At 46.4% G+C, this 14,883-nt stretch carries 12 protein-coding genes and 1 riboswitch; of the genes, 2 read left to right on the top strand and 10 right to left on the bottom strand.

What is annotated here, in order from left to right; genetic code table 11:
• Window positions 1–92: 92 nt before the first annotated feature.
• The 3 genes from ASD24_RS02785 to ASD24_RS02775 form a co-directional block, all read right to left on the bottom strand.
• Complete coding sequence (locus ASD24_RS02785) at window positions 93–566, bottom strand: GNAT family N-acetyltransferase (protein WP_056691158.1); 474 nt, start codon at window positions 564–566, stop codon at window positions 93–95.
• 12 nt (window positions 567–578) lie between these two features.
• Window positions 579–1,181, bottom strand: a complete 603-nt coding sequence (locus ASD24_RS02780) for a DJ-1/PfpI family protein (RefSeq protein ID WP_056691155.1) — start codon at window positions 1,179–1,181, stop codon at window positions 579–581.
• A gap of 58 nt (window positions 1,182–1,239) precedes the next feature.
• A riboswitch (ZMP/ZTP riboswitch) is annotated at window positions 1,240–1,321 on the bottom strand.
• 149 nt (window positions 1,322–1,470) lie between these two features.
• Window positions 1,471–1,896: a MaoC family dehydratase gene (locus ASD24_RS02775; protein WP_056691152.1), complete on the bottom strand. Its 426-nt coding sequence runs from the start codon at window positions 1,894–1,896 to the stop codon at window positions 1,471–1,473.
• Between the two features lie 299 nt (window positions 1,897–2,195).
• On the opposite strand from ASD24_RS02775, the gene ASD24_RS02770 reads away from it, so the two are divergent.
• A complete protein-coding gene (locus ASD24_RS02770; RefSeq protein ID WP_056691150.1) occupies window positions 2,196–3,752 on the top strand; it encodes a glycine betaine uptake BCCT transporter in 1,557 nt (518 codons plus the stop codon).
• Window positions 3,753–3,967: 215 nt separating this feature from the next.
• Here ASD24_RS02770 and ASD24_RS02765 read toward each other — a convergent pair whose 3' ends face one another.
• The 7 genes from ASD24_RS02765 to ASD24_RS02735 all read right to left on the bottom strand — a co-directional run bounded on the left by ASD24_RS02765 (window position 3,968) and on the right by ASD24_RS02735 (window position 12,187).
• The gene (locus ASD24_RS02765) at window positions 3,968–4,855 is read right to left on the bottom strand and encodes an RCC1 domain-containing protein (protein ID WP_056691148.1); all 888 of its coding nucleotides are present in this window, start codon (window positions 4,853–4,855) and stop codon (window positions 3,968–3,970) included.
• A gap of 131 nt (window positions 4,856–4,986) precedes the next feature.
• Window positions 4,987–5,877, bottom strand: coding sequence for a carbohydrate ABC transporter permease (locus ASD24_RS02760; RefSeq protein ID WP_442952576.1), 891 nt, complete (start codon window positions 5,875–5,877; stop codon window positions 4,987–4,989).
• Between the two features lie 17 nt (window positions 5,878–5,894).
• Entirely contained in the window at window positions 5,895–6,776 is an 882-nt protein-coding gene (locus ASD24_RS02755) for a carbohydrate ABC transporter permease (protein WP_056691145.1), read from the bottom strand.
• Window positions 6,777–7,068: 292 nt separating this feature from the next.
• Window positions 7,069–8,385 carry an ABC transporter substrate-binding protein gene (locus ASD24_RS02750; RefSeq protein ID WP_056691141.1) on the bottom strand — a complete coding sequence of 439 codons (1,317 nt, stop codon included), beginning with the start codon at window positions 8,383–8,385 and terminating at the stop codon, window positions 7,069–7,071.
• Window positions 8,386–8,557: 172 nt separating this feature from the next.
• Window positions 8,558–9,400, bottom strand: coding sequence for a response regulator transcription factor (locus ASD24_RS02745; RefSeq protein WP_056691138.1), 843 nt, complete (start codon window positions 9,398–9,400; stop codon window positions 8,558–8,560).
• Between the two features lie 23 nt (window positions 9,401–9,423).
• Window positions 9,424–11,244, bottom strand: a complete 1,821-nt coding sequence (locus ASD24_RS02740) for a sensor histidine kinase (protein ID WP_056691136.1) — start codon at window positions 11,242–11,244, stop codon at window positions 9,424–9,426.
• A gap of 175 nt (window positions 11,245–11,419) precedes the next feature.
• Window positions 11,420–12,187, bottom strand: a complete 768-nt coding sequence (locus ASD24_RS02735; RefSeq protein WP_056691132.1) for a helix-turn-helix domain-containing protein — start codon at window positions 12,185–12,187, stop codon at window positions 11,420–11,422.
• Window positions 12,188–12,332: 145 nt separating this feature from the next.
• Between ASD24_RS02735 and ASD24_RS02730 the strand changes: the two genes are divergently transcribed.
• Window positions 12,333–14,597 (top strand): FAD-dependent oxidoreductase, encoded by a 2,265-nt coding sequence (locus ASD24_RS02730; RefSeq protein ID WP_056691129.1) that lies wholly within the window; start codon window positions 12,333–12,335, stop codon window positions 14,595–14,597.
• Window positions 14,598–14,883: the final 286 nt, after the last annotated feature.

The raw sequence follows: 14,883 nt of genomic DNA, 5'->3' as shown, positions 1-14,883 counted from the left end.
TCAGTATAATTATCTGGAATAATTTCTCGTTGTTTGATCATTGATGAAGCAATCATTCTCGTTGAATTAATCAACTCGTTTCTTGTGCTCTCCTATAACGTTTTAACCAGTGCAAGTCTATGAAACCCAGACGTATAATAGTTCATATCGACACATTCCCTTTGAAACTTCATTCGTTCATAAAATGCGAGTGCAGCTTGATTTTTTTCATGATCAAGCGTATAGAGCATGACATCACCGCCTCCAAGTTCAGTTATTTTTGTACAAATCTTAGAGATTAGTCTATGTGCAACTCCTTGTCGAAGGTGAGATTTGCACGTAACAACGCCAACGATTTCATACCGGTTAACAGTAGGCTGAAGAATGTAGCCAGCATGACCTATGACCATATCCGCTTCATCAAGCATGACATAATAAGCATGGATACGCTCATCCGGCATGTCTAAATATGAATCCCAGCGCGCAGGGTACTGCTCGCGAATAAACGCCGGGAACTGAAAATCATGATCTTTCATCATTTTCAGTACGACTGGCATGTCTAGCGCTTGAAAAAGGCGAATTGTCATCTTCTTGTCCCCCTACCGAAAAGTTTGCATGTAGACATCTTTTATATTACCAGCCTCATAATATGGATACTCTAATTTCTGCTGAACTTGAAGAACAATCTCTGTACTCGTCAACATTTCAACCATGTAAAGCCCCAGGTCAATGGAAGCTGTAACCCCCGCACCAGTTACCGTATTACCGTCACGCACGACACGCGCTGAAATTACTTCTGCACAATAAGGAGCCAGTAAATCATAAGCTGATGAGTTTGTTGTAGCCTTTTTTCCATTCAGGAAACCTGCTGCACCCATCAGCAAAGCTCCTGTACAAATAGAAATTTTATACGGTACGTTCTCTGCCGTTCGAACCCAGCCCATGAAATCCTCATCAAATCTAAGCATTCTAGTTGATAATCCACCGGGGAAAAACACTAGATCAAAATCACCTAGATCAGGTAACACCGCACCGGATTTCATTTTCAGTCCCCGATCATCTGTAATTTCATCCTTGTTTGCACAGAATGTCCATGATACGTTTTCCTTCGCTTTTAGAATCGCTAGCCAAGTCACTGCTTCATAAAATCCAACTAAGTCCATGCTTGTCATTGCATCGAATAACACAAACGCCATTTTCATTGCCGCTACCATCCTCTCATTACCTGAATAATAAAAAAGTGTTTGATCAACAGATCAAACACTTTGCCCAGGCGTACGGCATATAAAATATGTGCTTCCTCGTGGTTCACTCCACGTTTACGCCAGTCACACATACCGGAAATTTAACATTAATTATACATGACATCTTTTTCCTTTGTAAATATATGAAATTTATACATACTTTCACTTCTCTCCATTTTTTCAGTTAACCTGACCCTTAGCTTAATAGATTAATGAGGAAATAACTGCTTGTCCTTGACCTGGGACACTACTTTTTGACCAGAACTGTTAAATCTCCTTCAAAAACGAGCTCATCTTTACTATTAAAGGTAGAAAACTTCACCGTTACAAGACCTGTTTCGTTTCTCTTTTCTTCCACATCAATAACTTTAACCTTGTTGTACAACACATCGCCAGGATACACGGGTTTTATAAATTTGATATTATTAAACGCGGTACCTGCAATGACATCGTCACCATAACTACCCGTTTCAATCCAAAGTTTAAACGAAACCGCCAATGTTTGAATTCCCGAAGCAATGATCCCATTGAATCTTCCTTTTTTGGCTTTCTCTTCGTCCAAATGCATATATTGTGGATCAAATTCAGTAGCAAAACTTGTGATATCCTCTTTCGTGAGCTCAAGAGATTTGGTTATAAACGTCTGTCCTACAAAAAAATCATTGAATTTCATTGATTAAACTCCTTTGTTTTCCATGTATGTTTACCCAATTATTTCGGAATAAAGTTAACTCGATTACCAATTATAACACTTGATAATAGTACTTGATACTAATTACTCTGTTAAGTTCTCATGTTTCTTATATTTATAGGCAATATATTGGTTCTCAAAAGATCAAAATAAACTGAAGTGTTTCATTACACGGCAGTTTGTTTTATTTTATCAACAGCTAGCTTTCTTGAAATATTGCGAGCTGGACTAGCACATACTAAGAAACAGTTGGCTGTAGCTTACATAACGGAGGTCTCTTCATGGTATTTACAATCACAATTATCATCGTTGCACTATTTGCTCTTTGGGGAGCCGTCGCTCCTGACCAGCTAGCAGAAGTCGCCAACGTGGTTTACAACTTCTCTATTCAGAATTTTGGCTGGTTTTATTTGCTAGCGACACTGTTCTTCCTGATCTTCGCTTTTTATCTGGCGTTCAGCCGATTTGGCTCGATCAGGCTAGGAGATGAAGATGATGAACCAGAATATTCTACAGTTTCCTGGCTGTCCATGCTGTTTAGCGCTGGTATGGGCATTGGATTGGTTTTCTGGGGAGTTGCTGAACCGCTGTCCCACTATTTATCTGCACCCGAGGGAGCAGAAGGCGGAACAACGCAGGCAGCAAGACTTTCGATGCGTTATTCCTTTTTCCACTGGGGACTCCATCCTTGGGCTATCTATACCGTCATCGGCCTAGCACTTGCTTACTTCCAGTTCCGGAAAGGCTACAAAGGGTTGATCAGTTCAACCTTTATTCCTCTGATCGGTGAGCGACTTGCTGCAGGTTGGCTTGGCAAGATTATTGATATTCTAGCGGTCATTTCCACGATCTTTGGTGTTGCGACCTCGCTTGGATTGGGTGCACTTCAGATCGGTGGGGGTCTGAATTACTTATTCGGTATCCCTAACTCAACAATAACTCAGGTTGTCATTATCATCGTTGTAACCGTACTGTTTCTAATATCAGCAACTTCTGGTCTGGATAGAGGGATTAAGGTTCTGAGCAACACCAACCTCGTTATAGCTGTGCTATTGATGTTGTTTGTATTAGTGACTGGGCCGACTTCTTTTATATTTGACACATTCACAACAACCTTAGGCAGTTACATGCAGAACATTATTAACATGAGTTTGAGACTTACGCCATTCTCAAGAGAAGCCTGGATTGGAGCTTGGACGTTATTTTACTGGGCATGGTGGATCTCGTGGGCTCCATTTGTCGGTACTTTTATCGCAAGGGTATCCAGAGGAAGAACGATAAAGGAATTTGTAATTTACGTCATGCTCATTCCAAGCCTGTTCGGATTTATCTGGTTCTCCGTCTTCGGCGGTACAGGACTTCATATGGAATTGTTCAATTCCGCCCATCTGGCGGAAGCCGTCAAGGAAGATACGACAACCGCTTTATTCCTTATGCTGGAGCAATTGCCTTTGGGCACAATCTTAGCAGTAGTCGCTACACTCCTGATCATGATCTTCTTTATTACGTCGGCTGATTCCGCTACATTTGTGTTGGGCATGCTGACTTCAGATGGCAAGCTGGATCCGAGTACAAGAGTGAAATTAACCTGGGGAATCATGCAATCCGCCATCGCGGTAGTACTGTTGTTCAGCGGGGGACTGAGCGGTCTCCAGACGGCTTCCATTGTGGCCGCGCTGCCGTTCGCCGTTGTCCTTATCGGTATGTGTATCTCCCTACTCAAAGCTCTACAGGCCGAGGACAGAGAACGCCGTCAGAAGGAAAAGCGGCAGCGCCAAAAGCTGAAACGACTGCTGGAGGAATACGAAAACTCACAGAACGAAATTCCAAGCAAGTAATATATAATTGATCTGGATAAAAAGGTACCCGCCTTCAGGTGGGTACCTTTTTTTCAGGAGTATCGTATTTTTTTAACCGGTACATTCACTCCATCGGATTACATTAAGTTATGGGTAACTCGCTTTAAAGTTCACTATTTAGATTCGCATTAAATCGGACATCAGGCTATATTTTAGTCCATTTCAATAATTATTGATCGGAACTTCCACGCGGTTTAATGTTGGATGCTGCACCATCCGCTTACATCACATTGCCCATGATCATTATTACCCACCGCAACCATTGTACCATCAGATTTAAGACCAATAGTATGGGCACACCCCGCCGAAATAGCCCTAATGTCATGCCAACCACTTACATCGCATTGGTGATGTTTATTCAAACCCACCGCAACCAGCGTACCATCAGATTTAAGACCAACGGTATGATAACTCCCCGCTGCAACTGCTACAATATCGCGCCAGCCGCTTACGTCGCACTCACCATCATTATTTCTACCCACAGCCACTACCGTGCCATCTGATCTAAGCCCAACAGTATGAAGATAACCCGCCGAAACAGCCGATATGCTGCTCCATTCGTTTACGCTACATTGCCGATACTTATTGTTACCAACCGCTGTTACCGTGCCATCTACTTTTAGCCCTACTGTATGCCAGTCACCCGCCGTGACTGCTACAATATCACGCCAGCTGCTTACGTTACATTCACCTTCATTATTTCGACCCACAGCAACCACCAACCCATCTGATTTTACCCCGATAGTACGGCACCAACCTGCCGCAACTGTTACAATATCGCTCCAATTGCTAACATTGCACTGGTCATGCTTATTCCAACCTACGGCCGTTACAGTCCCATCGGATATAAGACCAACGGTATGTGCATTTCCCGTGTTTGTCGCCATATGTACATTACCAGCAACGACTGCGACGATATGGCACCAATCGTTTACATTACATTGACCGTATTTATTATCACCCACTGCCGTTACCGTTCCATCAGATTTAAGACCAACGGTATGACGACGACCCGCCGCTATGGTATCGTTACGTATAGGTATCGTCTCAAACACCGTCTCCTTCCGTAAATTGCAATCCATATTTTACCTCCACTACAAATTAAGATTCTCTCCGTCCTCCGTTAGCTCAACAATAAGTCATCCGTCTAACCGCGAGAATCACCTTGCTCAGCAAAAGGGTGCATTAATATTACACCTCAGTGATATTAGCTTTAACCTTTTACGGAGCTTCCAGCCACGCCCTGGATGATATAACGCTGACCCACTAGGAATACGATAATCATTGGAATAATGCCTGCCGTGGCAGCCGCCATCATACCATTGTAGTCCACATTATTCTCCAGAATAAAGTTCTGTAGTCCGAGTGGCACGGTGTATAGGTCTTTGTCGATCAGAAACACGAGCGCATTCTCATAATCATTCCAATGCCATGAGAAATCGATGATCGCTAGTGTAGCTAGCGCAGGCTTCGCCAGAGGCAGAATTAACCTGAAGAATATACGCAGGTGACCGGCACCGTCGATGAACGCAGCTTCTGAAATCTCTGAAGGGACCGAAAGGAAGAACTGCCGCAACATAAATACACCAAAGATAGTGAACAATCCGGGCAGGATCAAGGCCCAATGGGTATTATATATCCCCACCCATTCAAACATCAGGAACTTAGGCACAAAGAGTACCTGCGGCGGCACCATCATCATTGAGAGATAGATCAGGAACAGTGTCTCCCGACCTTTGAATTGTATCCGTGCGAAGCCGTAGGCTGCAAAAGCCGAGAGAAATACAGCTCCAATGGTGCTAATTAGCGATATTTTTAACGAGTTCAGATAATATGTTGCAAAGGTATCTACCCCGCTCCAGACCTTGATATGATGCTCCCAGTTGAGGCTGGAGGGTATCCATTGGATCGGATAGGTGAAGACGTCCGCAGCAGATTTGAAAGACGTACTGATCATCCAGATGAACGGCATAATCATCAGCAAGGCAAAACTGGACATCAACAGTGTCAGTAGAATCCTCCAAACCCGGGTCAAAGACTCCATACGAATCTTAGGTGAATGCGGAGCTGTGGGCTGCGCGTTCGCGGCACTTGGTTTCTCCATGATGATCCCTCCTCTCCTTAATAATGAACCCAACGTTTCTGGCCGAGCCACTGTAACACGGTGAAGATCATGATGATGGCAAAGAGTGCCCAGCTAATAGCGGCGGCATATCCCATCTCGTAATATCGAAATGCATTTTGATAGATAAAGAGTGATAATACCGTTGTACTGTTTCCGGGTCCACCCTGAGTAATAGCCTGAATGATGCCAAAGTTCTTGATGGTCATGATCAGTCCTGTAATCAACAGTAAAAACGTTGTTGGGCTAACAAGCGGCCATATGACTCGGCGTATCGTCTGCCATGGGCGGGCACCATCTATACGGGCTGCCTCAATCAATTCCTCCGGAATTTCCTGCAAAGCTGCCAGATATATAATCATGTTGTAACCCAACATGAACCAGATCCAGATGATATCAATCGCATACATCGACCATTCGGTTGTCGATAACCAACCCGGTGGATTCGTAATACCGATCCCCCGCAAGAAGCCGTTAATGGGTCCCGACGTCGGCTGGAACAGCAGCATCCAGACAAAGGCGATGGCTACACCGCTGGTGATGTAGGGCATGAAATAAAGCGCACGCAGTGTTTTTTGCCAGTACACAGACTTGTTCAACGCTACCGCCACGATAAATGCCAAACCCATTGATATCGGAACAGCTAAAAGGAATATAAATGTGTTTCGCAACGCCACGCCAAACAGTTCATCATTCAACATTCGCCGGATGTTATCCAGTCCTACAAAATGGGTCTCCGGGTTCATGAATTTGTAATCGGTGAACATGAGATAGAACGAATAGATAGCCGGTATAATAAAAAACAACAGCACGCCAATCATATTAGGCCCAATAAACAGATACCCGAGCCTGCTCTGCCGTTTCATCCAGGATTTATGCATATGCTTTCCACTCCTTAACATCTGTTCTGCATTTCTCTTGACTCAAGCATAACAAGATGTCCTGCAGCATTTAAGGAACATAACCATGGTCCTGATATCACAGATATATGTATTTCGACCTTATTTTCCGAGAGGGAAATAACATGAAATTGTTCTATTGGCACCAACGACTTGGACGAATTCATTGAGGTCTATGTACAGAACACAAGTTAATTGGTATGCCAAACAAATTATTTCCACAAAAAAAGCCGCCTCACGCGAGGACGGCTCTTGCTCTAAGTGCATTTGCATTCTATTGGTTCTGCTTCAACCAATCATTATGGCGTTTAACCATGTTCTGGACAGTAACTTCGGCAGTTTGGTTACCAAGGAAGTACTTTTCATACTCCTGTGCACGCAGATCGACCACTTCTTGTGCAATGCTGCGGACAAACGTAGGTGTCTCGTCGCCATATAACACGAATTCCAGTGACTCTTTGTCATAAGACTCGGCATAATCACCGAGCAGATGATTAATGGCAGTCTGTTGATCAACCGCATTCGAGGAAGGCAGACGTCCACCAGCAGCCATCGGCATCATTCCCCCATCAGCATACCATTTCAGGAACTCCCATGCGGCTTCTTTATTTTTCGACTTGGAATTGATGGCGATCAAGTCACCCAAACCTCCGCTTTTCACCATATCCGCTTCCTGTGCAACCAGTCTCGGTACAGGTGCAAAGGCGATTTTCCAATCTCGAGGGAACTCGGTCATATTGTTCGAAGTGCGGATCAGCCATTCGCCAATGTTAATCATGGCAGATTCGCCGCCAAGGAACATGTTCTCCACTGGCATTTTGGAAGTCAATTGCTCACCGAGTGGCGGCGTAGTTGCATCCTCCTTCATCATTCCGTTCAACGTCTCGAGCCATTTGGTGACCAATGGATCATCAAGGTTGGAAGTGCCGTCTGCCTTGACATAGCCATTCTTCACTAGCACAGAATCGAGCGGGTCTACATAAGAAGCGGTATGCTGTACCAATCCATACTTGAAACCAGAAGATTTCAGCTTAAGCGCATAGTCACGGACTTCATCCCAAGTCCAGGCTGTGGGTACGCTCAGTCCCGCTTGATCAAGCGCTTTCATATTTAAAGCGAAGAAAGCTGCATTTTTCTTGGTCGGCATCCCATAATATTTTCCATCTACTTTCCAGGAGGCTGCATCTTCTCCCATTTTCTCATCAATGTTGTAGTCGGTGAACTCGCCTAGATCCAGTGCTGTCCCGCCCTTGATACGTTTATCGAGATTCGTAAGGGTATAGTTGACATACAGGTCAACGTTCTGCCCCGTGGACAATGCCGTATCCAGCTTCAAGTTGCCATCATCGTCATTGACAAACCGCACATATTCCACCTGAATGTCGGGATTCGCTGCATTCCAGGTGTCTACCACTTCCTGCGGGCCATTCTCAGGCGGCACCGCGCCCCACATGGTCAGCTTCACCTTTCCTGCGGCAGATCCGCCTCCGTTATCTCCACCGTTCGTCTCACTTTTACCTACGCAACCGGCAAGCAAGCCCAAAATTAGCACGCCTACGATCAATCCGGTTAATCCTTTTTTGGCTCTCATCTGGTCACATGACCTCCCTGAATTGAAGTGAATGTACCTTCCGTTACATCGTAGCAGGGACCTTGCGGACTTCATAAGATACATATCCATGATTCGAATTGAACAAAAATACGGATTTATCGCCTCTTGCTTGAGCACTCGGTACACATATTCCTTCTACTCATCTTGTGAGTCACGAGCGGTGGCGATACTGGCTGGGTGTGCAACCGGTCCAACGCTTGAATATTTTGATAAAATAATTATCGCTTCCGAATCCCACCCGGTAACCAATCTCCTGTACGGGAAGATTCGTCTCCCTCAGGTATTCAGCTGCTTTCTCCATCCTCACCCCATGAAGATAATGAATCAGGGTATGACCCGTTTTCTTTTTAAACAAAGCACTGACATAATTCTCCCCCATCATCACATATCGTGACATGGATTTGACGGTAATGTCCTGGTCATAATGCTGACCGATATACTCAATAATCTTGCTAATTTCAGGATGCTTCACCACCGGCTCACGAACAGGTATGAACGGAAGATCAGTCTCAGAAAGGGAATCAGGAGAGATCGTAAGAGAAGCAGACGTTGATGTGATTAGTGGAGTAGGAGATGACACTTCCTGATGGCCTTCCTCCATTCGTTCTTCCGCCGAAGTACCAAGTTCTGCACTCACTTTGCGCAGTGTATCGCGTAATGAATCCACACTCATCGACAGTTTGAGAATATAATTCGAAGCCCCATATTCCATCGCTCGGCGCACATATTCGAACTCTCCCATACAAGTGAGCATAACAAATTTGGTTTTCAACCCGGCTTGACGGGTCTGTTTAAGTAGTTCTAGACCGTCCATGCCCGGCATGACAATATCGGTCAGTACCAGATCCGGTGTGTCCTGTATGATCATCGCCAGCGCTTCAGTTCCATTCCCAGACTCTCCGATCACCGTGTAGCCCAACTCTTCCCAGGAAATAATCTCTCGCACCGACTCTCTCACGAAAACCTCATCCTCTACAAGCAGTACTTTCCACATTCCAGATTCCCCTCTCCAGTCGTCTAGTCAGAGCGATTCTGTACATAAGGCGTCGACAATAAAAAAGGAATGCTAAACCTAACTAATGTCCCAGGCTTGGTATCGATTACTTCAAATTCACTTTGACCTTTGAACAATAACCGCAAACGTTCCCTGAGATTAGACAGGCCAATTCCTGGACGGGTCCGGGTTACCTGCATGCGCCCAGATTCCTCTATGCCGATTCCGTTGTCTGCCACCTCCAGTACCAGTGTTGCTATGTCTTGCCTATAAATTCTGATACGGATCTGACCCTGATGCTCCAGTGGCCCGACACCATGGTGGATCGCATTCTCCACTAGTGGCTGCAAGCTCAGTTTGGGTACTAACGCATACTCCAGATTGTCATCAAATTCACAAGTCACCTCGAAGCTATCCCGGTAACGAGTCAGTTGGATATGAAGATAGGCTTGAACCAATTCAATCTCGTCCTTCAGGTACACCAATTCAACCTGTGAATTCAGGCTAACCTCCAGTAATTTGCCCAAGGAGACACACATCTCGGAGATCTGCTCATTCCCGCTGCGGATCGCACTCCATTTCATTGTATTTAATGTATTCAGGAGAAAATGTGGATTCATCTGAGCCAAGAGCATATGAAAATGAACCGCTTCTTTTTGCCGTTCCTCTGCCTTGAGTCTGGCAATCATCTGATTAGCATCGTCCAGCATCGTATTGAAGGTTCGTGTCAGTTCAAGTACTTCACCACGGCTGCGACCCTCGGGAATACGAATCTTGAGGTTTTTGCGAACAACCTCCCTTATCTGATCCTGCAGATGCGACAAGGGACGCGTGAACTTCGCCGAGATCATAAAAGCCATCAATACAAATGCCCCTGTAAACCCGAAAAAGGTCAGAAAGTAACGTTTTTTGAGTTCGGATATCTCTGTAAAGAGGATCGAAAGCGGAATGCGGTTCACCATATACCAGTCCAGTGATTCGATATACACATAGTTAATCAGCGTATCCGAAGCTGGATCGGTCAGATAAGCTTCTGCCGGATGGAGGGCTATTTCACGCGTGACCTCCGGGGAGAGTGCAACCGTTCTGGATGAACGGGCAATGGTCTCTCCACTACCCGTAATAAGATAATACTCTTGGCTATTCTGCGAGTCTTTCAACATGGTTTGAAACCAGTATGAATAATCAATGCTAATTCGAGCCAACCCGTATCGTTTGCCGCCGCTATCTTTCATGTACGCATACAATGACAAAAGGTACGGGCTAGAGGATAACTCACGCAGTACATAATTGATATCCCTGGCATCCCAGCGATAGAAGAGTTCTTCTGGCTGGAACAGCGTCGAAACAGTACCACCCTTTACCAGGGGGATCTCGCCTAGACGCTTGCTGAATTGCTCTAAGTGAGGGTCATAAGACAGTGCTTTTTGGGGTAAATACGAAGTGTAAACGCTCTCATGAAAATCCAGCAAGGTAAAGTAGACTGAAGGATTATATAGAAAGAAACTGTTGTTGATCATCTTGAACTTCTCTTCCACGAGCGACTTGTTCTCAAGCGGCGTACGACTGTCTGGAGAGGTTAGCACACTTCTTACCGCAGAATCCTGTTCCAGAAAAATGAGCGTTTTGAAAGCAATGCTCATCTGATCCTCCAAAGAACGGTACATCTGTACCAGCTGCTCATGACTCTGTTCGCTGATTTTCTGCTCGACCAGCGATTCAATCTGCTGATAGTTGTAGACATTCAACGCACTGAACGGCAAGAGAATCAACACCACAAAAGCGCCGAACAGTCGGTACCTCAGCCGCTGTGGCAATAAGCTCTGCCAGTGTGGTTTCTTCATACCTTTGTATTCGCTCCCCTACAATTAATGAACCCATTATAGCACCTGCCTACCCTTTATAACCGGAGTCGAATGATTTGCATGAATTTGTGATACTCCCTTGCCTGCATCGAAATGAAATGCATAGATATGTTCTATCGTACAAGCAAGAAAAAGAAAGAGGTGGAACCTTTTCTTAAACCTGATGTCGTTTCCGGTATTCCGAAGGGCTGATCCCCATGGTGGACGAGAACACCCGACTCAGATAAAATCCGTTCTCATATCCACATCTTTCCGCGATCTGGGTAAGGGTCAGGCCACTATCGGCCAGTAAGTCCCTAGCCTTTTTGAGACGAATCGCTTTCAGATAATCGGAAGGTGTTTCTTGAAAGGCATCACGAAAACGCCGGGTTAGCTGGACTGGACTCAAAGCCAAGTACTCTGCCAATGTTCGGAGACTGACGGCCTCCCCTGCCCAATCCTCGAGCAGAACCGCCGCTTCAGCCATCAGAGCGTCTTCTGTGAACTTTCGTTGCATCAACCTGTTCTGTCTGCTCTCCCACTGATACAACTGCCACAAATCCATCATTAAATGAGTTTTCCACTTTGCCGAATCCCCATCATTGTCTTCACTCGCCTGACGCAGATAAGCATACGTTGAAGCCAGACGTTTTGTATCATTAATCAGGGATTTTCCGACCGGCGGCAGCAGGTTTTCATCCTCTAGGGAGTTAGAACGAAACTGTATATAGTGAAACGTCAGCGGGGTTACCGTCTCTCTGCGAAAAAGCACGCGGGGTGGACATAACACCAGATCAGCGAAACCCGCCTCTCCCGTCTGCCCCCCAATCTCATAACGAAATACGCCCTCTTCCACGGCAAAGACTACCCAAGCGTCGTAGATATCCTCTGCCAAGGCAAACTCAGCTTTCTTCTTCCAGTAGATGTGATTCAGGAGGTCCATGATACACCTGCCTTTAATATGAAATAAAGTATATGCTCGATGATAATATAGTGTATTTGAAAAGTAAATATATAGAACTAATATGAAATTATAGATATGAATTACGAGCTTAGGTTCCTCCATATTCCAAGAGAGAGGTGTTCTTATGAAGCACGAACTTGTTAAACCGGATATCACCGTCATCGGGGGCGGGCTTGCTGGTGTATGCGCAGCTATATCTGCGGCACGACTCGGCCAACAGGTCGCGCTAGTGCAGAATCGTCCCGTACTCGGCGGCAATTCCAGCAGCGAGGTACGCGTATGGGTCTGTGGCGCCACAGCACACGGCATTAACCGCTATGCCCGCGAGACTGGCATCATGGGCGAACTGTTTGTAGAGAATCAGTATCGCAATCCGGAGGGTAATCCTTATCTCTGGGACTTAATCATTCTGGAAGCCGTTCGAGCAGAATCCAACATCCGTCTGTACCTGAATACCGATGTCCATGAAGTGGAGGCTACAGGAGATGGAGATGGGCGTATGATCACCTCCGTTACCGGTTGGATGATGGGATCTGAGCGCAAAATCCGATTCGAAAGTAAGATCTATCTTGACTGTACGGGGGATGGATTGGTGGGCTTCTTAGCTGGAGCCAAGTTTGCGTTAGGTCGGGAAGCCCGCAGCGAATATGGTGAAGAATGGGCACCGGAGGTGGCCGATCAGATCACGCTGGGCAGCACACTTCTCTTCTATACCAAGGATACTGGTGCACCTGTCCGTTATATCCCGCCCTCTTTTGCCAAGGATATCACGCAGACCAGCATTCCGATTCGCCGGGTCATTCGCAGCGGGGATTCCGGTTGTCATTACTGGTGGATTGAATGGGGTGGTGAACATGACACCGTACATGATAACGAGCTGATCCGTGATGAACTGTGGGCTGTGATCTACGGCATCTGGGACTATATCAAGAATTCCGGCAAGTTCGATGCAGAGCATATGACGCTGGAGTGGATCGGTTCTCTGCCTGGCAAAAGAGAGTACCGACGTTTCACGGGGGACTATGTACTCACCCAGAACGATATTATCAGTCAGCGGGAATTCCCAGATGCCGTTGCTTTTGGCGGCTGGTCTATCGACCTGCATCCCCCTGAGGGCATGTACGCCGAAGCGAGCGGCTCGAAGCATATGCATGCCGATGGCGTGTATCACGTGCCGTTCCGCTCGCTTTATTCCGTGAATGTACGGAATATGCTCATGGCTGGACGCGACATCAGCGCATCGCATGTCGCCTTCGGCACGACCCGCGTTATGGCTACATGCGCGGTCATCGGCGAAGCCGCAGGTACGGGCGCGGCGCTGTGCGCGACTATGAATGTGTCGCCGCGCGAACTGTACGCGAGGCATCTTGCGGTGCTGCAGCAGACATTGCTGCGGCAGGACGCTTCCATCATCGGCGTGCGAAGCAATGATGAGCTGGATCTGGCTCGGCGTGCCAGGGCTACAGCCTCCAGCACGCTGACGGGCATTGCTCTTGAGCAGCCTGGCGAGACGTACCAGCTGGATACGGATGCCGCTCTGCTGCTACCTGTGCATCCAATGCTAAGCGGCCTAGAGCTGCTGCTGGATGCATCCAGCGATACCGAACTAACGGTAGAGCTGTGGGATACGGGGCGTAAGGAAAATTACGTCCCGCATACGTTACAAGTTACGGTGACCGTTAACGTTACAACGGGAAGCGCTCAGTGGGTGAAGCTTCCACTCGAATGGCGACCGGAAGAACCGCAGAATTCATTTATTATCTTCCGGGCTAATACATCCATCTCACTCCACCATTCGACGGAAGCACACAGTGGTGTACTTATTTTTTTCAAAACAGAAGAAAATCACGTGTCCAAAAATCTGGAGGATCACGCCACGGATCAACCTGTCGTATTATGGTCCATGCAAGGGCTGGCACGTCGGCCATTCTGTTGTCGTACGCTCTCAATGAGTGATGCTTACTCGGCGAATCATACGATAAACGGTTATCATCGTCCTTTCGGCGGGCCACAGCAGTGGATGTCACAGCCGATGAAGTCAGGCACGCCAGAATGGGTGCAATTGACGTGGGAAGACCCACAAACCTTGGCTGAAGTGCACTTGACGTTCAATGATGATGTGAACGAGGATCTCGTCAATTTGCATCACCATCACACGACATTCCGTGTCATGCCCGAACTTATAAGCGATTATCAAGTCGAGGTTTTGGCTCAGTCTGGCGAGTGGATCGAAATCGTATGTGTAAAGGAAAACCGCAGAAGAAAAGTCATCCATTCTCTGGATGTACCTGTGCATGCACAAGCGCTTAGGGTGACCATTGAGGCCACTCATGGCACCAGATATGCGGAGCTTATTGAGATTCGTGCTTATGCCGAGCCAACAAGGTAGGGGAGCCATCTAATCGGTAAAGGGAACAATATGAGCTTATCCAGCCTGCAATCGGATGCTCTTATGTTATGAAGCTTAGAATGGCTCACATTCCGGCAGATGATCGGCAAAAGAAAAAGCACCAAGTTGGGTGCTCTACTGTTACGTATTCTCTTACCAGATAAAGCCAAGGTGGATGTGGATTATGTGCGGATGAAAATAGAGCATCAGCAGAGTTACGACGGCTGGTGCTCCTTCTTTTCAAAGTAGTATGCTGTTCAATTTTAAAAAATACACTATTCAACTA

The organism is Paenibacillus sp. Root52 (assembly GCF_001426865.1).
Taxonomy (GTDB): Bacteria; Bacillota; Bacilli; order Paenibacillales; family Paenibacillaceae; genus Paenibacillus.
Note: the sequence above shows the minus strand (reverse complement) of the source record. Positions and strands in the feature narration are given on the sequence as shown.